The sequence below is a fragment of the Roseivirga sp. genome, assembly GCF_049099775.1.
GTDB lineage: Bacteria > Bacteroidota > Bacteroidia > Cytophagales > Cyclobacteriaceae > Roseivirga.
In genome coordinates this window covers 446,931-466,815 of sequence record NZ_JAGDZM010000001.1, presented here as the reverse complement: position 1 = coordinate 466,815, position 19,885 = coordinate 446,931, and the positions used below count along the sequence as shown (strand labels likewise).

The following is a 19,885-nucleotide window of genomic DNA, read 5'->3' as shown; positions in this document are numbered from 1 at the left end:
TTCTCTATTGGTCAATTGACCTGACACAACGAAAGCCAAATTTAAAAAGGTTTGTGACCAACTTCTTTTTATCTATTAAATAGCTTTCAATGGGTTCTGTAAATTTTGATCCGAATGAGTTAAGCGCGGTTACCTTTACATAAACAACACCATCTATTTCTATCTCATCTGCCAAGATTTCACCGGCATTTCCGTATAGATTTAGCAGCCCTTTTCTGTTGCGTGGCGAGGAGAAAACATCTTTTAATACACCAGTGGAGTTGCTCCGATTCCAACCCATTGGTTTTGATCCTGTAGCCATTGCTACGTACTCTTCATGCGTTGGTAACCTCATGTCTAGCCAAGTAGCATAAGCCATAGCGTCATTCCAAGTGATATTGATGACAGGAAAGTCGAGTTCATCCTCCCCTCTAAGGTTGCCTAATTCATCATGGCGCCAGTTTATGTTATTTTTATCGATAAGTTCGAATTTCCTTTCCCAACCTTGAAATCTCTTACGCTTTGCTTCCTTAAAGGTCTCGTGTTTAATGTTTTCAAACCTTTTCAAGTATTTGTCCGTGGTACTTTGGAGTCTCAATATGGCCACAACGAGACTTTTTTCTTCAACTTCTGTTACATAATCAGTGGCTTCAATGAATTCCTTGAATTGTCGAACGGTAACTTCATGTGGCTGCGTTTCAAAAGCAGGGACAGTCCTTTTTTGTTTGTTTATTTTGATAGTAGTAGCTGGTACTAATACCAAATCGGTATCAATCGGACGCTCAGAGAATACAACTTCTACCGTCTCTAGCGTTCGCACATTTTGATCGAGGATAAAACTGTTTATTCTACCCTCTTTCAATGTCTTTTTATTAATAATTTTTGACTTAAAAGAAACGTAAGAAATTAACAATTCCTGTGCATTGACTAAATCACTTGAATTTAATATTGAAAGCCCCTGTTCATTGGTTATGGCAATTAGCTTAATTTTTGAACCTTCCTCTTTTTTAGTATAAGTACTTATATGTGCTCCCAAAATTGGTTTTTCTGTTTCTTTACTAAGCACTTTGATTGAGTGGCTTTGCGCATTGACAGTAATGGAGCTTAGCACTAAGCAGACTAATGTTAAGATAGGTTTCATTCTTTTCTATTCATTTTTTGAGAAATCAACTGAAAGTAAGTTTTGCTAAATCTTTGAGTGTATAAAGTAGGTTGATAAACAAAATGTGCCGAATTGCTCTCCTGATTAAATATAAAGAGGGTGGGTTGATCGAACCAATCTCCTTTTGGATCAATCAGAACTTCTTGAGATAAGATTGTGGTTACGTCTAGAAGGTTAAATCGGGATAGAAAGGAGTTTAGCATCCTTATATTTTCAAAATCAGCGACTATTACAAGGCTCTTCACGGAAATAATTTTGTCTTTCATCAGTTCGCCAAGCATTGAAAGGTGTTTTGTGATGCAGTCTATACATTGACGTTCATTGAACGAAAAAATCAAGGTTTCTCTACCATGTATTTTATCCAAAAAGGACTTACTATTCACAGAGACTCCATCAAGCTTGATGAAGGTCTCTATTTGAAATTCTAAGTTGGCGATTTCATTTACCGATTCAATGTCCACTTTTGGAGAGCAGCATAGAAAGCAAAGTAGGCTTAGGATGATTAATTTGTATTTCATTATTTTAATTCTAGCCTAAGAATTACGTGGTTCGAGTCTTTTGTGAGCTTTTCTGAAATCTCCTTGAAAATGCTTTTGTTGTTTTTTAAGAAACTCTCATTTTCTTCAAAGGTAGCTTGTAGGTATTCTGGGTTGAGTTGGGAAAAAAGGGTGTTTCCATCAGACCCATCGATACCCAGATTTAACGTTAGCTGTGAATCATTACTTAGTTTAATGTTTTCAAAAATTAAATCATCGTCATGAGCTTGGGTTGATAGAAAAAAAAGTGTCCTATTGCCATAGTCAAAACTAAAGTAAAGGGCATCTTTATTCCGAAATAGATTGTCAATCTCGTAGCAGAATTTAGACTTGTTAAGCGCATTATGATACTGTTCATAAGAGCCTCCGAAAGTTGTCATGAGTTCCTCTGGTATTTGAGAATCTCCAAAATCTATGAATATATCTTTTACGATAGCCCCAGTTTCAGTGTCAATACTTTCAATGCTATTCTGTCCATAAGTAGTGATAGAGGCTTGTGTATTGGATACTGATATGGGCTGTCTTGGTTCGATCCAGTTTTCTTCATAAAAGTCTAGCGGTTTGCTGCCGACAGATAAAACATTAAGGTCTAAATCAGTCACGAATTTGTCGGAACAAAAATCATCATTGCATTGATTTGCTGTACTAAAAAGCAATAAACCTGAATCAAAGTATTCAATGAAATTTGCCATTAAATTGGATTTGATCTTAGTGATAAAGTTTCCGTTTAAGTCATAAATAACCAATGTAAAATAGCCTCTGCCAATGTCAAGTAACCATATCTGTGGACTTCCATTCACTGTAACAATTGTAAAATCATTGATGTCTTGATACTCTTCCGGACCAACACCTTCCATACCAATCTTAGTGATGAAAAGACCATTTGAATCATGTACATAGAGTGAATTGGTGTAGTCTGCATCGAGAACAAAATACTGGTCATCAAAAAGCTTTATTTTTGATATTGAGCCTATGATATGATCGTCATTCGACAGAATAACATAATCGATGTTACTAAAAATTTGATCTGCAGTTACTGTGACGACTTTTGAAGGGTCAATGCTGATAGTTTGCAAGAAGTCAGAATTGGTTGATTTGGGATTACTACAACCAAAGGCGAATAGCATAATGGTACTCACCATAGTTAACTTTATTAGTCGACCTATAATCATCTTTTGTTTTTTGTGAGTATACCAGAAGTTGTATTGATTAGGGTTTTCTGGTTAATTATTTTTTTAGATTACATTTATTTTCACTTCAGGAGTTACATGATTATTCTTCAATAATAGCAGGTTTCGAAATGAGGTCTGACAGTGTGAAAAACAGTCAGACCTTGATACTCTTATAAGTATTTTTGTGGACAGCTTTTTCTTTTGCTGGCTGACTTACAATAACGTACCACGCCCGATACGTCACGAGAGCTGCTTAGACCTAAAGATCCGCTATTTGTATTTTCATCAACTTTGACGTTCAGGTTTACTGTTTTTTCAAATTTTTCTTTAACAATTAATTTGAACCTACTAACCATCACAATACCTCCTTCTTCTTCCCCTTCTGTGGCTTGATATCCTTGCAGTGAAGGTGCGATTGATGCTGCTAGCGTCAGTGTTAGTGTAAGCAGTGCTATTCTTTTTTTCATTTTATTCATGAGTTTAAATTTAAGTTATGTGACAAGAATGTAAATAAAAAATGATAATACAAAAATAAAGTAAGTAAGAATAGTGTATAAATGAGTAATATAATTAAAAATAAAATGTTAGTGTATATGCTTGATTTTCACTGAATAAATATTTAGTATGGTTTTAAGAATTAATTATCAATCAATAATTGGGTATTACAGTTTTTGAATTGTTAAACCGGAAAATGTGAATTCGGCAAAATTATTAGAGAACCTCAGCTACTCATCTGAAAAAAAGTATTCTCTAATTTGGATTTTGGGTGTTTCTACCTGACAACCGTAATAGAACCAGACTGCTCGAAAGTTCCTCTTTCGGGTTCAAAGCGAGAGGTAAACCTCATAATATAAGGATACGTGCCAAGAGGTACAACTTCCCCATTCAGCGTACCATCCCACTGGAATTCAAGCGTATTGCTTTGGAAAATTAATTCTCCCCACCTCGAGTAAATGAATATCTGAAACTCATTTACAAAGTCATTTGGTATCACCGTAAAAGTATTATTTGGTGGTGTTCCACCCGGAATAAAGGCTGTAGGAGCAATAATTCTAGGATCGCAGCTTTCTACGATGGTCACAGTATCAACCCTTACACAACCAGTAGAGGTAGTCATAGTTACTGTGTAAACCCCTGGCCCTGTTACCGTAAGTCTTTCGTTTGCATCGGGGAATGGCTGACCATTCAATGTCCACTCGTAAGTTTCAAAACCAACACCCGCTAATAAAATTGCATTGTCTGTTCTTGTCGGACAGTAAAGCTCAACATCAGGTAATAGGCCTTCCGGAATATTTTGTCTCGTAATTTGAATGCTTCTTTCTATCGAGCAGGTACCATCCGAAATCGTTAGCGTATAAGCACCCTCATCGTTTACGTTGATAACACTTCCAGATTGTGTAATAGGCTGGCCGTTCAAGGTCCATGTAAAAGCAGTAGCGTTTCCTGAAAGTAAATCGACGGTTAAAGTTATTGGGGAGCCATCATCACAAGCCGGACTAGAAGAAACCGTCGCGATCAATTCTTCTGGTATTGCCACGACTTCAGAGTCAGTTCCTTCACAAGTCAAATTATCCGAAGGTCTTACTGAAACTGTATAAGTACCGTCCGTATCGACAGTGATAACCCTTGTGTTCGCCCCATTATCCCAGTTGTAAACATAAGTTGTGTTTGGTGCAGGATTGGTTACTGTAGCTTCAAGTGTAATAGTTCCATCGCAGCCATCGGTTATCGGGGTAATTTCTACAATAGGCTGAATCGTTAGGTCGACTACTACGGTTTCAGAGACATCACAACTTCCAGGAGCAGATGCTGTTACAATATAAGCGCCACTTTCTGGTGCCGAAATATTTGCACCGTTGGCCGTAAAGCCATTAGGGCCTGTCCATGAGAAAGTTGCCCCGCCTGTCGTAGAACTTGCCGTAAGTGGTGCTGTAGCACCACATATTTCTACAAAAGGCTCTGTCGTTAAATCTACCGGTTGCGGCTGATTAACTACTATTCCGGTTTGACTTTGATTACAGCCACTATTGGAAACTATATTTAAATCATATGTGCCTCCGGCTAGCCCCGTTATTTCAAAATCAAAGGTTGTCATGGTAGTTGCGGCTGCAGCTCCACCTGTTGTAATAGTACCATCGGCTGTATTGGTTAAAGTATAGCTGATAGGGAAAATATCAGCGCTTAGTGTTACCGTCATGCTGCCATCATTGATTTCGCATTGCGCGTCAGCCGTTACAATACTGTCTATGGTAAAATCCGGTGGATCGTTCTGAACTTGAATACCATCCAGTGTATTGTTACACCCACTACTGTTATCGGTGATTTGAACACTATAAATATCTGCCGCAAGGCCTGAAACAATTTCTGGTGTGCCTGTTGGTCCGGAAACATTGTTTACCTGAGCTACTGTTCCGCTATTTGCACCTGTTACGGTATAAGAGTAGCTTCCCGTAGTTGTTATTGAAAATTCGAAGCTACCGTCGGTATTACCGCAAGCAGGATTCACAATAGCACCTAATGTGGCTTGCGCAATGGCATTTACTGTCACCAGTGTGGTGTCATTCACAAAACAACCCGGCATTACAGGGTCTTCTATAGAAACCACATAGCTAAAAATACCTGGGACGGATGTATCTACTGTTGCTCTTCGTTGATTCGCTAGGGTGGTAGTCGAATTATCAGGATTAATAACGGTCCAGATATAGTTATCCGCTGTTACATTCGGGTCTAAAATAAGCTCTTCGTTCTGACAAATGTTCTCCGCATCGGGTAGTTCAATTTCAAAAGGAGGTCCTGCAAAAATCTCTCGACTATTACTACATCCAGCAATATTCGAAACGGTGACGGTATAGATTTCTGGCTCAGTAATAGTAAAACTTCTATCGGTACTCACAACTACTCCTTGACTATTTACCCATTCAAATGATAAATTAGGATCGTCAGGTTGGCCTTGAATTGCATCAAGCGGGAAATCTTGCCCTTCACAGATAGAAATGGCCTGAGGTACCGTCGGTACTGCTGGAATATCCATCACCATAATCTCTTGAACTAGCGTAGTATCAAATCCACAACGGTTAGAAATATTTACGGAGATATTAAATATCCCGGATTGACCTTGTGGAAAAACGTAAGCGGTATCCATGCCTGCGGCACTAAATACTGTACTATTATCTACTTGGTTTGTAATTGACCATAAGAACTCATCTATATCGGAAGTGCCAGTACTTGTCATTTCAATGCGTTCCTCTGTACAAGTCAGGTCTGGGGCAAACATTGATGGCTCCATCTGAGGATTGGCATTATTCTGAACAATATTCGGTAAGCCTAGTCGCGAATTACCCGTAGTTAAAATAACCGCCTGAGGACTAAATCCTGAGGTTTGGAGTGTGTCATCTACTGCAGCTATGGAGCTGACAAACCTTGTTCCAGCAGGGTTCCCAGGTGTTTCAACGGCGACATAAAGCTGTCCATTAGGACCTGTTTGGATTTGCCCAAAGTTCAACTGCAAGTTCAAGCCATCGGTAATATCCATTCTAGAAGCTAATCGAGTGGCTTCTGTAGAAAATGTATCAATTCTGTATTCTAGTACTCGTCCACCCGCACTTCCTGTATTGCGGTTATTCATTGTGGCAAAGAGTTTTCCGCCACCTGGAGAAAAATGAACGTCGTAGACCTCATCATTGGCAGCTCCGCCTTCATTTAGATCGATTCGATATTGGAACTCGACAATCTGACCAGTCATCAAGTCGAATTCGAAAAGTTCAGCGTAATCTTCCGTGCCTTCAATAAGGGCAATCGCTACACGACCTCCATCGGCCGAGAATTTCATACCACCTTGTCCACTGAGTTCATCATTGAAGGAATGGATTGCTCCAGCGGAAGAAATCACTGGTGCGCCAATACCATCGACAGTAATAGGGTACGCCCTAAAGGTATTATTGCCATATTCATGAGCGAGTAACCAAGAATCATTACCAGCACCACCGTAAGCCACAACTTTTTCGGTGCTTCGGGTAAACATGGTTACATCTTTGATAATGACATCCCCACGTCCATTATCTTCCTTCATATCAACTACGCTATACTTTAAGGCAAAGGTGTTTTCACCATAAACCTTTTGAGTCGTAAATAAGTAATAGAGCGTTTCATCATCTACAAATGGCACGATGATTACAGCTTGATTTGAAAGGCTATCGCCCCCAATTTCTGTTCCATTTGGCATGACACCATTTTCTCTGTTCCATACGCGTGATCCATTTGTATAGAATAAGACATCCCCATTCGGGTCGGAAATAGTAGAAGTTCCTGCCGGGGCATTCATAGCATGTGGCGTAGTAATACTCCGCGGAGGAGGGTCTAAGCCATCTACCTCATTGAAATCTATTCCTGCACCGTCGCCGAAGTACCAAATGTTGGCTGTGGTGCTTTCATCGGCATAAACTTCTACTCTGGCCGTGGCATAAATAGGACACCCATTGGAAGGAGTGATGACCACCCAGTAATTGCCAGCTTCGCCTACTGTAATCGTTGAGGTTGTTTCGCCTGTACTCCACAGGTATTCAAATGGCCCACCCGTGGCACCACCTTGTTGCCCTTGGCCACCTTGTTCTGGCTCAGCGTCTAATTCCAGTGTTTCTCCCTCACAAATAGTAGTATCAGGTAACGATACTTGTAGATCGTTCTCGAGGATCTCTCGCATAATAACATTGGACCTCACCACTTCTCCGTTAATGATTACCGATAGTGATGCGGAAAGAAATCCTGCTTCTTCAAAGGTCATTACAGGAGCTTGTTGTGTTGAGGTAAGACCGAAGGGTTGAAAATCCCAGAAATATTCGGTAGGCACTGCCGTAGAAGGCTCAATCATGGGGAAGAACTGTATAGGATTGTTCATACAGAATTCTCCATCTTGGGCTACTGCCGTTACAACAGGTTCAATATTGGCTTCTGGGCTGAACTGACTGAAATAGTTTGAATTAACATCTGCTCCTTCGAATAATCCGCTTTCATAGTTTACTATAGTGATGGCGCTATCTGGTTGATTGATTTTACCCATAAAGCGATTTCCGCCTGGTGCATCGCGATAGATATGATAAATAGTACTGTCTGGCGCCAATTGTAAACTCAGACTTTCTTCGACTGGTGTGTTAAGTACAGCTTCCAGTGGGGCATCGTCACGAATATCTAGCATATTGAAACGGAAGATATTTCCTGAGGTACCATCATTCCTACTAAAAAACAGATGGTTTCCTGAAACAGACCATCCTGCTGATCCTCCGAAAGTTTCCCCAAGTACGAAGGTGTTAAGAATTACTCTTCGAAAAGTCAATTCTGGCATTGCTTCATTGAAGTGAATGATTTGAATATTGGAATTATTCGATGGAATGACCGCTATCTGACTTGTTGCCGTATTATAAGCTAGATGTAGGGCCTCAATCGGCGTGGTTAAGTTCAAGTTTCCAACCGTATTGAATGATCCGCCCGGTTCTGGGATGCTATGAATTTCGAATAAGCCGTTAGAAGAATTTTGTGTGATCAGCCAAAATTGGGTCATATCTCTCGAACCAATGGTTATCATGCCATTGCCGCGATCTGTAATGCCGGACAAAAGATTTTTTCCAATTGCAGTTACCTCTCCAGCTGGCGGTCCATCAGCTCGGTTGCCCTGAACGCTTCTATCCACTACAGAATAAAGAATTTCGCCTGCGGCATTTCTATGAAAAAGATAAAACAAGTCTTCATTCCCAGCGCCTGGAACAGGGCTTGTGCTCATGGCCTGAATGCCTGTGGCATCGGTAATTATCCCATTTCCGTTCTGAATTACCTCATTTGTACCATCATAAATATTGATGCCATCGGAGTAAAAGATTAGGTCGCCACTTGTAGGATCAGTAGAAGTGATTTTTTCGCCTACATTCAATTGAGGTCTTTTACCCGCATCTAAAAAGGCTTCGCTATTGATGCTTTTTCCAAAAATTAATGCCTGATCATTGCCTGTAAAGTACCAGTTGTGTCTGGTAAAATCTTGACCAAGAGCGGTTAAGGAGATAACCAAGCCAAAAAATAAAAAAACAAGTCGTAGTTTTCTGTTCACAGTGAAATTCTCTTTCTGGTAAACACCAAGGTAAATTGATACCCTTATTACGCGGTTAGTGGACTTTTTATTATATTCAACGCCTCATTAAGCACGCCCTAAGATAACGGAAAAGTTTATTGAGGAAACGTTGTTTTGGTATTTTGATTCTTCAAAATCAAGGAAGAAAATATTATTGTATCAGGGTCGTTAGGAGTTTAATTGTTTAAAACATTACATGAGGAAGGCGTTTATATTAGTTGTAGGCATTTTAGCAATTTGTACTTCTAGAGAGGCTAGTGCTCAAGATGCGCAGTTTTCGCAGTTTTATGCTGCACCTTTATATATAAACCCAGCATTTACGGGAGCATCGCAATTCACGCGATTTGGTGTTAACTATAGAAGTCAATGGCCAAATCTTCAGGCATCCTTCGAAACATTTTCTTTCTATGCCGATCATTATATAGAAAAGTATAACAGTGGCATCGGTTTAATAGTAACTACTGACCGAGAGGGTCAAGAAGGGCTCACGTCTACCAATGTTGGCTTTAGTTATGCTTATCAACTTCGGATTACCGAGAACATTGTTTTTAGACCAGGTGTTCAATACAGCTTTTTCTCGAGAAATGCAGGTTTTCAAAATCTAGTTTTCACGAATCAAATCAATACAATTACCGGAGAAATTGACCCAACGATTACTGACCCGGCTTTAGTCGCAGGTCAAGATTTACAGGTTAGTTTCGGTGATTTAAGTGTTGGAGGGGTACTATATTCGAGAAGATTATTCTTAGGCGCATCACTACAACATGTTACTGAACCCAATCAATCGTTATTAGGTCCAGATCAAATTAGTGTTTTGCCTGCTAGGCTAACCATTCATGGTGGGTATAAGATTGATCTTTCTCCAGGCCCTTTGAGAAATAACTTGACGTATACCCGAAAGGAACGAAGCATTACACCTGTTTTCCAGTACAAAGAGCAAGGACCTTTTACGCAATTGGATGTTGGAGCGTTTATACATTTAGAGCCAGTGAATTTTGGTATTCAATACCGTGGAATACCTTATAAGCAGTTTGAAGATTTTCCAAATCATGAATCACTGATTTTCTCTTTGGGAGTGACAACTAACAACTTCAATATTGGCTATAGCTTTGACTATACACTTTCTAAACTGACCATTAATGCAGGTGGTGCTCATGAATTTTCGCTGTCATACATTATCGACTTTAGCAAGCCTGAAATTACCCCTAGAAGTCGTTGGAGAATTCCTTGCCCTAAAAACTAAGTAAGAATATGCAAGCTGATCAATTGCTTTACCTCATTGTGGGTATTGTTGTATTAGATTTTAGTCTTGATCAAATTCTAGACTTTCTTAATCGTAAACATTCATCTGCTGCTATTCCAGAAAAGCTTCAAGGTATTTATGAACCAGACGAATACGCTAAATCGCAGGCCTATCAGAAAAAACTGGGAAGCTTCGGCCTTCTTTCTTCGGCCTTCAGTATCATCACAACCCTATTGATTCTTGTATTCGGTGGGTTCGGATTTTTAGATGCCCAACTTGGTCCTTATGTCAGCGACCCAATTCTTAAATCTCTGGCTTTTTTCGGCATCCTTTTTATCCTTTCCGACATCATCAATATTCCATTTAGTTATTACGCCACATTTGTAATCGAAGAAAAGTTTGGTTTCAATAAAATGACGGTCAAACTCTTTGTTATGGATAAACTTAAGGGGTACCTGATAGCGATATTGCTCGGAGGAGTTTTGGGTTATGCCTTGTTATGGATCGTTAACGAATTAGGAGCAAATTTTTGGATTTATGCCTTAGCATTGGTTTCGGCTTTTATGTTGGTGATGAATTTGTTTTACACCTCACTGTTTTTGCCTTTGTTTAATAAGCTCGTGCCTTTGGAAGATGGCGAGTTGAAATCAAAGATCAACGAGTATGCCGAAGGTGTCTCTTTTCCTTTGGATAATATCTTCGTGATTGATGGTTCGAAAAGATCTACTAAGGCCAATGCTTTTTTTTCAGGTTTAGGAAAAAAGAAAAAAATCGTTTTGTACGATACGCTCATTGAAAATCATACCACTGAGGAAGTAGTGGCGGTGTTGGCACATGAAGTTGGCCATTTTAAGAAAAAACACATTGTTTTAGGCCTTGTACTTAGTGTAGTTCAAATGGCGATTACTTTTTATGTTTTATCGCTGCTTATTTTCAATGAAGAACTTTCCATGGCGCTTGGTGGAGGAGAATTGGCCATTCACTTGAATTTTATTGCTTTCGGATTGCTCTACACGCCAATTTCGAGACTTACAGGTTTTCTCATGAATATGCTAAGCAGGAAAAATGAATACGAAGCAGATGCCTATGCCGCAACTACTTACAGTGCAAAACCTCTGGTTTCTGCATTGAAAAGGCTTTCTGTGAAATCGCTGAGTAATTTAACGCCACACCCGTGGTATGTAAGGGCGCACTATTCACACCCAACACTACTTCAGCGCCTTGAAGCGATGGAAAAGTTATAGAAAATCGATATCGATATTCCCTTGATATCTCATAAGGAAATTAACCCCGTTCTCAGCCGACATACCTTCAAAAAGAATTTTATAGAGTATCTCTGTAATTAAAGGTTTCAGGTTCTGGCTATCGGCTAGTTGCTTGATAATTTTAATCGTATTGATACCTTCCGCCACTTCATCCATTTCCAGAACGGCTTCATCCAAAGATTTTCCTTGAGCTATTTTATAGCCAAGCGTGTAGTTTCTACTGTTAGTACTTGTAGTGGTAGCTACCAAATCGCCAATACCCGCAAGACCAATAAAAGAAGAAATTTCACCACCGAGGGATTTACCCAAGTAAATCATTTCAACTAGTCCACGACTCACTAGTAAGCCTCTAGAGTTTTCGCCCATGCCAAGACCAGAAAGTATTCCTGATGCTATGGCTATAATATTTTTTAAAACGCCGCATAGTTCTACTCCTCTCAAGTCCGCATTGCTATAAACTTGAAAGTTTTCCGAGCTCAAAAGTGCTTTGCCTTCTTGGATTACTTCATTAAAAGGAGAGGCGATTACAGTAGCTGCCGGGTGGCCTGTTGATAGTTCACTGGCAATGTTTGGACCCGCCATACAGCCTACTCTTACCACCACCGTTTCTTGTCGTATGATTTCACTCATTGTGAAAACATGCTCCTTGTTAAGAGAAAAATCAGTTGATGGATTTTGGGGAAGTTGTAGGTCTAATCCCTTTGTCGCATGAATCATCATGTGATAGGGCCTTAGATGAGGTGCTAATTGCTGAATTAATTCTCGAAAGTTCGACGAAGGTACTACGGGAAAGATAACGTTGCATTGCTTTGGAACTTCCTCGAGGTCGTTAACCACCTTAATGTTGTCCGATAAATTCTGCCCCGCTGATTTTCTTGTTTTCTCAATTTCTTCAACCGTTTTTTGGTTTCTTACATAGAGAATTACATTGGCATTTTTTGCCAAAATATTTGCTACAGCAGTACCAAAACTGCCACCACCTAATACGCCAACCGTTTTATCAGACATATTTTTCTAGGTTATAACCCGAAAGTCTATTGTGGTAATAAAACAGAACATTCAAGTCTTGTGTAGTAATATCACCAGCCCTATTTCGTATTAAAGGCCTTTTAGCATGGTACATTCCAACATTTTTCAGCCCATGCTTAATAATACCATCCGTATCGCCCGCCAAATGTGGAGAAACGCTTAGTTTACCTTCACCATACATCTTATGTACTTTGGCCAAAACGCTCTTAAAAGAAGTTTTAAACTCGTTATATGGTATGATTAAGTCCTCTTCAGGCAGCCTCAATAGGTTGTATAAATCTAACTTTTTAAATCTCTTTTTTAGAATAATAAAAGCAGTGTAGGCTACTAGGTGACTTGCAAAAACCTTGTTGATTTTCAAGTATTCTTCAACAATGCGCTCGCTGAGCATTCGCGTATATTCAACTTCGCGCTGATCGTTTTGCGAAATTATTCGCCCATCAGCTGTGAAGTATTCTTGCGTATCGATGGTTCTGCCTTTTTGATCATAACTTTGACCGTTTTCGTCAACGTAATTGCCCAAAACATCCATTGCCTTACCAATAGAAACAGATATATCAGAACCTTTGGTAAAGAACTTTAAGAGAAATGCAGTGATCTTATAAGAGGTAGAATATTCGTCGTTTTCAACGTAATATCGCTCTTGACCTTGAAGTCTTAAGTATTGCTTAATTAAACTCGGTGCTTCTAATACGAAGTTGTAATTGAGCGTAACAGGAACCACGAAAATTTTCTCTCTAGCATCGCGTTTCCCTTTCTGATAATTTACCCGTTGTGCTTCTATGGCAGTGCTCAATAAACCCAATTTCAGTCTGCTTTCTATTTTTCCAGACCTGGATCTAGTCCCTCCCGGGAAGAAAAGGCTATGACAGCCTCTTTGAATCGCCAAGCTTGAATAAGACTTAAGCGTTTCCAGGTAAAGCATGTTTTTCTTTCTTCTATCAACTTTATAGGCACCAAGGCTATTTAGAAAATAGGAAATGATTTTTATATTGAAGAGGTTGAGGCCGGCACCATAGATAAAAGCAGGCATCCCCATTACATTAATAACCCAGCCGATAAGAATGGAGTCCAGGTTGCTAAAATGAGTTGGTACCATAATAATAGTACCCTTTCTTGCGAGTTGCCTTAGCTTGTCAACTTCACCAGTAATATTGATTTTATCTTGAAGCGTGTATTGTGTACTGAAGATAGACCAAAAACCACGTGCTCTTGATGCATTCAAAAGCCGCGCAAAGCCGAAGGTGACGATTGACCTGGCCATTCGATAACGAGACTTCTTAAAGTTGCCCGCAATTTCATCAGAGTAGCGCAGGATCATTTCATTAAGAATAGAGTCTAGCTGCTCATCTTTCTCAGCGTCGTTATCAGTTAACGAAATATCGAGTAACCGATCTTTTACGGTATTCAGAAATGCTTGATCATCTTCAGGGTCTACGGCCCAAGGGTTTCTTTTTATTCGAAGTTTTTCGCGAAATACGGTGGTCTCAATTTCCTCTATAAGTGCTTCACGAGTAGGGGCAAGGGCTTTGATTCGCTTGATGCTTTCTTTAGCCACTTCTTCAACGAATTCCTGACGGTTGCGACTGAGTGCAACTACTGGCCATTCATTGATTCCTCCGGGTACAACCGGATCGAATTTTTGCTTAATGTAGTCTTGAGATATTGATTCCATCCAAATAGGTTCTCAAATATAGGAGAATTAAAAAATCAACCTGCGATTCCTGTATTTAAGTACTTGCAAAGTAAATCGATTTCTTCCTTTGTATTGAAAGTATGCAGGCAAATTCTTAATCTTTCAGAACCGGCCTGTACTGTTGGGCTTAAAATAGGGCGAATGTCTAAGTTGTTTTGCTGAAGTAAGCTGGCTACCTCTCTAGTCTTCTTGTTGCCGCCTATTATCACAGATTTAATCGGGGAAGGTGTACTAAATTTTGGTAAGACATGGTTAAAGTAGCTGATGTTTTCGTGAAGCTTTTCAATTAGGTTGTTATTACTTTTCAAAAATTTAAAAGCTTCTAGAATTGAGATTACTTCGAAGGCGCTTGGGGCAGTCGTATAGATAAAGGGCCTAGAAAAATTAATCAAATATGCTTTGAGCATGGTGCTTCCAGCAATGCAAGCCCCATGAATTCCCATTCCTTTACCGAAAGTGTAAATAACTGCAAAAACCTCTTTTTGAAGATTTTTTTGAACCAAAAAACCAGCTCCATTTGGACCAAAAACTCCAGTGCTATGTGCTTCGTCTACCACAACTTTAGCCTCGTATCTTTTAGCAAGCTTAATTATCCTGTCTATCGGTGCAATATCACCATCCATAGAGTACACCGATTCACAGGCTATATAAATAGCTCCGGTGCTCTCTTTTAATTTCTTTTCGAGGTCGATAAGGTCATTGTGTTTGAACGAAAGTCTTTTTGCATGGCTCAGTCTACAGCCATCTTTAATACAAGCATGGGCAAATTCATCGTAAATAACAGTGTCGTTCCGTTGAGGAACTGAAGAGAAGAAAGCTAAATTGGCCATATATCCTGAATTGAAGACAGTTGTGTTTTCAAATCCGAAAAACTGAGCTAAATAACTTTCACAATTTTCGGTGAGCGCATTATTCCCAGTTAAAAGTCTCGATCCTGTAGATCCGTTTTTGAAAGAGTTGGCTTGGTAGGAATCGTTAATATTAGTCTTCAATTGCCCGGATCGCGCTAGTCCTAAATAGTCATTAGAAGAAAAGTCAATCAAATCTTCTCCGGTTGTCTTGAGTCCTCTTAAGGCACCCTCGTTCCTTCTTTTCGCCAATAAATGTGCTATTCGACTATCCTTATTCATTTCGGATGCTGTATTTGCGGTAAATTATAATGACTTTTGCGCCAATTCTAAATGATATGTATTCAAAAGGTATAGCCTTTTTTCTTTGCCTGACAATCTCATCTGGACTGTACGCACAAGGTAGCTACAAGAATAGTGAGTTTTCATTCACAAACGAAAACGATGTTTACCTTTTGAAAGATCGTGATAAGTATTATTCCAATGGGCTGATTACTCATTTCAGATGGGTTCCGAAGTCATTTCGGACAGATACGATCAAGAAAATAGTAGATATTGAGTTTTCTCAAAAGTACTATACGCCTCAAGATCTATTACTGCGCAGGGTTCAGAATTTTGATCGACCATATGCTGGTTTATTATACGGAGGTGCAAGTTTCAGTACATTCAAAGAAAAGCATCGTCATTCTATGTTAGGTGTTGAAATCGGTATTGTCGGTCCAGCTTCAGGGGCGCAGGGCTTTCAAGAATGGTATCATGAAACTTTTGGATTTCCAGCACCACGCGGATGGGATTTTCAGATACCCAACGAATTGGTATTTAACTTTAAGAGCGAATTTAATCGGCAATATCAATTAAAACCGGGCAAATGGGATTTGATATCTAGTACTGATATTGCTTTAGGAACTGCCTTTACGCACGTTTATCAACGTTTGGATATACGGTTTGGGAAACTCCAATTTTTGAGAAATTCTGCTTTTAAAAACGCATTAATAGGCCCTGGTAGTGATGAAATCCCCAAGCACAATTACTTTTTCATGGGATATGGGCTTCAATATGTTGCGCATAACATTACGATTAACGGATCTATTTGGAACGATAATGCACCACATACAGAAAGTATCAAACCGTTGGTAAGACATTTTAGAATGGGTTGGGCTTCTAGCTCGGAAAGTGCCACATTTAAAGTAACCTACAATTGGTCGAGCCCAGAAGTGAATGGAAATGAGCGGCATGCCTATTTAGGCTTCGAATTACAGCTTCGTTTCCCGAGAAATTCTACTGATTGAAGACCATGAATTACAATGTGGTATGCATTGGCTTTAAAGGACTTAAAATCATTTACTGAATATGTCGAATATGTGTTTGCCATTGGAGCATTACCTGTTAATATTGTAGCAGCTAGAACATGGCACTGAGACTGAAAGATATACAAACCCCAGTGAAGACTGAAATGCTCGAATTCGAGCATAAGTTCAGATCCTTTATGAAGAGTAAGGTTTTCCTTATCGATAAGGTCACTAATTACATTGTAAAACGAAAAGGAAAGCAAATGCGTCCAATGTTCGTTTTTCTATCTGCCGGTGTGGTTGGTACCATTTCAGAAAGAAGTTATCGTGGTGCCTCCCTTATTGAATTATTGCATACAGCGTCCCTAGTCCATGATGATGTCGTTGATGACTCCAATATGAGAAGGGGTTACTTTTCGATTAATGCATTATGGAAAAATAAAATTGCCGTATTGGTAGGAGATTATCTGCTTTCCAGAGGCTTACTGCTTTCCATTGATAATGGTGATTTCGACTTGCTAAAAATAGTTTCAGAGGCTGTTCGCGAAATGAGCGAAGGAGAGTTGCTTCAAATGGCTAAAGCACGAAGCTTGGACATTACGGAAGACTTATATTATGAAGTAATTCGTCAGAAAACGGCTTCTTTAATTGCCTCTTGTTGCGCCGTGGGTGCCGCGTCGGTGCAAGATGATCCTGAGGTTATCGCCAAGATGAAAGAATTTGGCCTTAATGTAGGTATGGCTTTTCAAATTAAAGATGATCTTTTCGACTATGGAACAGATCAAATAGGAAAACCACTTGGGATCGACATAAAAGAGAAAAAAATGACTTTGCCGCTCATTCACGTGCTGCAAAAGTCTTCAAATGCCGATAAAAGAAGAATCAAACGAATTGTTAAAAGCAATAAGCAAGACAATAAGAAAGTTCAGGAGGTTATTGATTTTGTAAAGGCAAATGGTGGTATAACATATGCAGAATCCGTAATGCATGAGTACTACAAAAAGTCTCAAGATATCTTGGCGGAATTTCCCGATTCTGATTTTAAGACTTCACTAGGGCAGCTAGTCCAATTCACAATAGAACGCTCTAAATAAAAAAACACCCACCTTGTGCAAGGTGGGCGCTTTAGTTTAGCTTAGTAGTATATTTGTGTAGAAATATAAGATACAGTTAATATCCGCTATAAAGACAATCCTACCCAAAAACAACCTTATCGGTTGACTAAAAATTTCTTATTTTCATGAAAAGGCCTTTGAAATCTATTGGTCATAAAGAACAATAATCCACTTCCAATTTTCAGGAACATCTTCGGATGGCTTATAAAGATATCTGCCAAATAGGGCGTTTTCCTCAAGGTAAATATCTATAATGTTAAGCTTGTTTATTGCTTCCCATGTAGTTTCGAAAGATTCGGTATAAGGTCCGTCAATGTCATCCACAACAAGAGATGTTGGGTATGGCATTTCATCTACAAGCATAAAGAAACCGCCTGGGCCAATAAATTCTGGAGCAAAAATATTTGCATCGCCTTGTTCAGAAATTTCACCATTGAAAAGTTGCACATTGGTGGAGGTGAGTGTTAATGAAACAGATCCGTTTAAATCGTTACTAGGTTCTTGAAGGTCTACATTTACTGGAAGCTCGCTAAATTCAACATCCACTTTTGGGGTGAAAATTGCCGCGCCAGCTTGAAAAAAGTTGGTGTCGTAGTCGACCATTAAGATTAGAACGCTGCTCTGCTCTTCCGTAGGTTCATCGTCATTTATGCAGCCAGTAAAGAGGCCGATAGTTAGTGCTAGGAGTATGTAAGATTTTTTCATAAGAATTGACTTAGTGCGAAACTAAAACATAAAACGCTAAAGGCGTTCAATTGGTCTTAGATATTGCGATTTACTGATCAGTTTGACACAAAAAGTCTTGAATTAGATGGAACTATGGTAAATTACCCCACTCCATTGCACATCTACCCATATTTCTTCCTGTAATACGATTTTGAATTCTTGATTCTAATAACTTATTAATAATCAAGCATATATAAGTTAATTCGATTTTCCGCTAATTCTCATGCAATTGGCCTTTAGCTTGTGTTTTTGCTAAAAAAGATGAAGTTTTGTAGAGAAGTGCAAAAAAGTGCAAAATTGTGGGTGACTGTGGGAAGTTTTTCTATCTTTGTATTAGTTCAGGTGTGTAATGTCTTTTTTTACAGGAGAATATGATTGTAAGCTAGATGCAAAAGGAAGGTTGGCTTTACCAGCAAAGGTTAAGGCGGCTTTACCGGATGTAGCTATTCAGGAGCTTGTTTTACGACGAGGTTTTGAATCGTGCTTGGTGTTATATCCGAAAGTAGAATTTAAAAAGATTATTAATCGTGTTCGGTCATTGAGCGAATTCAATGAAGATTATCGAAAATTTCAGCGCAGTTTCTTTAGAGGGAATGCAGAGGTGGAGTTGGATGGTGCTGGAAGGATAAATATTCAGAATCGTATGCTCGCATATGCTGATTTGACAAAAGAAGTTGTAGTTGTGGGGTTGGGGAATAGAGTCGAAATCTGGAACCCAGATCTGTATGAAGAAAATCTCATCAACGATGCTTCAGAGTATTCGAAATTGGCCGAAAAATATTTGGCTGATGACTAAAAAGAATGGCTGACTATCACGTGCCGGTAATGTTGCAGGAATGCATCGAAGGGCTGGCAATCAAACCAGAAGGAATTTATGTAGATGTGACCTTTGGAGGCGGAGGTCACTCAATTGAAATACTGAAGCATTTATCAGCAGCGGGAAGGCTTTTAAGTTTTGACCAAGATGATGATGCCAAGGAAAATGCCTCCAATATTGAAAATCGTTCTTTCACATTTATACAAGCCAATTTCAGGCATCTAAGGCGTTATTTGAAGCTTTATGGTGTTGGTAAAGTGGATGGTATTTTGGCAGATTTAGGCGTTTCGTCTCATCAAATTGATGAAGTTTCTCGTGGATTTTCTATCCGAGGAGATGCTGATTTAGACATGAGAATGGATCGCGGTGTAGATATAACCGCTCAAGATGTGGTTAATGACTATTCCGAAAAAGATCTTCACCGCATTCTGGGAATATATGGTGAAGTAAAAAATGCCAAAACGCTGGCAGGAGCTATCGTTTCCGAACGATTTGCCAAACCTTTTAGGTCCACTTTCGACTTGATTGATTTACTGAAAAAATACGCGCCAAGAGGTAGAGAAAATAAATACTATGCCCAGGTTTTTCAGGCATTGAGAATTGAGGTTAATGATGAGATGGGAGCCTTAGAAGATTTTTTAAATCAGGCTTCTGAAATGCTCAACACTGGAGGTAAGCTTGTAGTAATGAGTTACCACTCGCTGGAAGATAGGATGGTGAAAAATTTCATCAACAAGGGGAAGATCTTTGGTGACGTGGAGAAAGATTTTTTTGGAAACGAGATTAAGCCCTTAAAGGCTATAAATAGAAAGTTAATACAACCGAATCAACAGGAACTAAAAGCTAACAGTAGATCCAGAAGTGCAAAACTTCGGATAGCTGAGCGAATTTAA

Annotated in this window: 15 protein-coding genes; 6 read left to right on the top strand and 9 right to left on the bottom strand. The window is 39.3% G+C overall.

What is annotated here, in order from left to right; all coding sequences use genetic code 11:
• Window positions 1-4: 4 nt before the first annotated feature.
• The 5 genes from JXQ92_RS02255 to JXQ92_RS02235 all read right to left on the bottom strand — a co-directional run bounded on the left by JXQ92_RS02255 (window position 5) and on the right by JXQ92_RS02235 (window position 8,943).
• Window positions 5-1,120 carry an SUMF1/EgtB/PvdO family nonheme iron enzyme gene (locus tag JXQ92_RS02255; protein ID WP_421984947.1) on the bottom strand — a complete coding sequence of 372 codons (1,116 nt, stop codon included), beginning with the start codon at window positions 1,118-1,120 and terminating at the stop codon, window positions 5-7.
• A complete protein-coding gene (locus tag JXQ92_RS02250) occupies window positions 1,117-1,659 on the bottom strand; it encodes a hypothetical protein (RefSeq protein ID WP_421984946.1) in 543 nt (180 codons plus the stop codon). The genes JXQ92_RS02255 and JXQ92_RS02250 overlap by 4 nt, the downstream gene beginning before the upstream one ends.
• Entirely contained in the window at window positions 1,659-2,819 is a 1,161-nt protein-coding gene (locus tag JXQ92_RS02245; protein ID WP_421984945.1) for a 6-bladed beta-propeller, read from the bottom strand. The genes JXQ92_RS02250 and JXQ92_RS02245 overlap by 1 nt, the downstream gene beginning before the upstream one ends.
• 200 nt (window positions 2,820-3,019) lie before the next feature.
• Window positions 3,020-3,316 (bottom strand): hypothetical protein, encoded by a 297-nt coding sequence (locus JXQ92_RS02240; protein WP_421984944.1) that lies wholly within the window; start codon window positions 3,314-3,316, stop codon window positions 3,020-3,022.
• A gap of 305 nt (window positions 3,317-3,621) precedes the next feature.
• Window positions 3,622-8,943 (bottom strand): gliding motility-associated C-terminal domain-containing protein, encoded by a 5,322-nt coding sequence (locus JXQ92_RS02235; protein ID WP_421984943.1) that lies wholly within the window; start codon window positions 8,941-8,943, stop codon window positions 3,622-3,624.
• Between the two features lie 217 nt (window positions 8,944-9,160).
• Between JXQ92_RS02235 and JXQ92_RS02230 the strand changes: the two genes are divergently transcribed.
• Both JXQ92_RS02230 and JXQ92_RS02225 read left to right on the top strand, forming a co-directional pair.
• Window positions 9,161-10,207, top strand: a complete 1,047-nt coding sequence (locus tag JXQ92_RS02230) for a type IX secretion system membrane protein PorP/SprF (protein WP_421984942.1) — start codon at window positions 9,161-9,163, stop codon at window positions 10,205-10,207.
• Window positions 10,208-10,215: 8 nt separating this feature from the next.
• Entirely contained in the window at window positions 10,216-11,451 is a 1,236-nt protein-coding gene (locus JXQ92_RS02225; RefSeq protein ID WP_421984941.1) for a M48 family metallopeptidase, read from the top strand.
• Here JXQ92_RS02225 and JXQ92_RS02220 read toward each other — a convergent pair.
• The 3 genes from JXQ92_RS02220 to JXQ92_RS02210 are packed head-to-tail and all read right to left on the bottom strand — an operon-like array spanning window position 11,446 to window position 15,327.
• Window positions 11,446-12,480: an NAD(P)H-dependent glycerol-3-phosphate dehydrogenase gene (locus tag JXQ92_RS02220; protein WP_421984940.1), complete on the bottom strand. Its 1,035-nt coding sequence runs from the start codon at window positions 12,478-12,480 to the stop codon at window positions 11,446-11,448. The two genes, JXQ92_RS02225 and JXQ92_RS02220, sit on opposite strands and share 6 nt — an antisense overlap.
• Window positions 12,473-14,167, bottom strand: coding sequence for a 1-acyl-sn-glycerol-3-phosphate acyltransferase (locus JXQ92_RS02215; protein ID WP_421984965.1), 1,695 nt, complete (start codon window positions 14,165-14,167; stop codon window positions 12,473-12,475). The genes JXQ92_RS02220 and JXQ92_RS02215 overlap by 8 nt, the downstream gene beginning before the upstream one ends.
• Before the next feature lie 44 nt (window positions 14,168-14,211).
• The gene (locus tag JXQ92_RS02210) at window positions 14,212-15,327 is read right to left on the bottom strand and encodes an aminotransferase class I/II-fold pyridoxal phosphate-dependent enzyme (RefSeq protein WP_421984939.1); all 1,116 of its coding nucleotides are present in this window, start codon (window positions 15,325-15,327) and stop codon (window positions 14,212-14,214) included.
• Between the two features lie 56 nt (window positions 15,328-15,383).
• Here JXQ92_RS02210 and JXQ92_RS02205 point away from each other — a divergent pair, with 56 nt between their 5' ends.
• Entirely contained in the window at window positions 15,384-16,334 is a 951-nt protein-coding gene (locus JXQ92_RS02205) for a lipid A deacylase LpxR family protein (RefSeq protein WP_421984938.1), read from the top strand.
• A gap of 119 nt (window positions 16,335-16,453) precedes the next feature.
• Window positions 16,454-17,428, top strand: coding sequence for a polyprenyl synthetase family protein (locus tag JXQ92_RS02200; RefSeq protein ID WP_421984937.1), 975 nt, complete (start codon window positions 16,454-16,456; stop codon window positions 17,426-17,428).
• A 165-nt stretch (window positions 17,429-17,593) separates the two neighbouring features.
• Here the strand turns inward: JXQ92_RS02200 and JXQ92_RS02195 are convergent, their stop codons facing one another.
• Complete coding sequence (locus JXQ92_RS02195) at window positions 17,594-18,154, bottom strand: hypothetical protein (protein ID WP_421984936.1); 561 nt, start codon at window positions 18,152-18,154, stop codon at window positions 17,594-17,596.
• Window positions 18,155-18,524: 370 nt separating this feature from the next.
• Between JXQ92_RS02195 and mraZ the strand changes: the two genes are divergently transcribed.
• Both mraZ and rsmH read left to right on the top strand, forming a co-directional pair.
• Complete coding sequence (gene mraZ, locus JXQ92_RS02190; RefSeq protein ID WP_421984935.1) at window positions 18,525-18,971, top strand: division/cell wall cluster transcriptional repressor MraZ; 447 nt, start codon at window positions 18,525-18,527, stop codon at window positions 18,969-18,971.
• Between the two features lie 5 nt (window positions 18,972-18,976).
• Window positions 18,977-19,885 carry a 16S rRNA (cytosine(1402)-N(4))-methyltransferase RsmH gene (gene rsmH / locus JXQ92_RS02185; protein WP_421984934.1) on the top strand — a complete coding sequence of 303 codons (909 nt, stop codon included), beginning with the start codon at window positions 18,977-18,979 and terminating at the stop codon, window positions 19,883-19,885.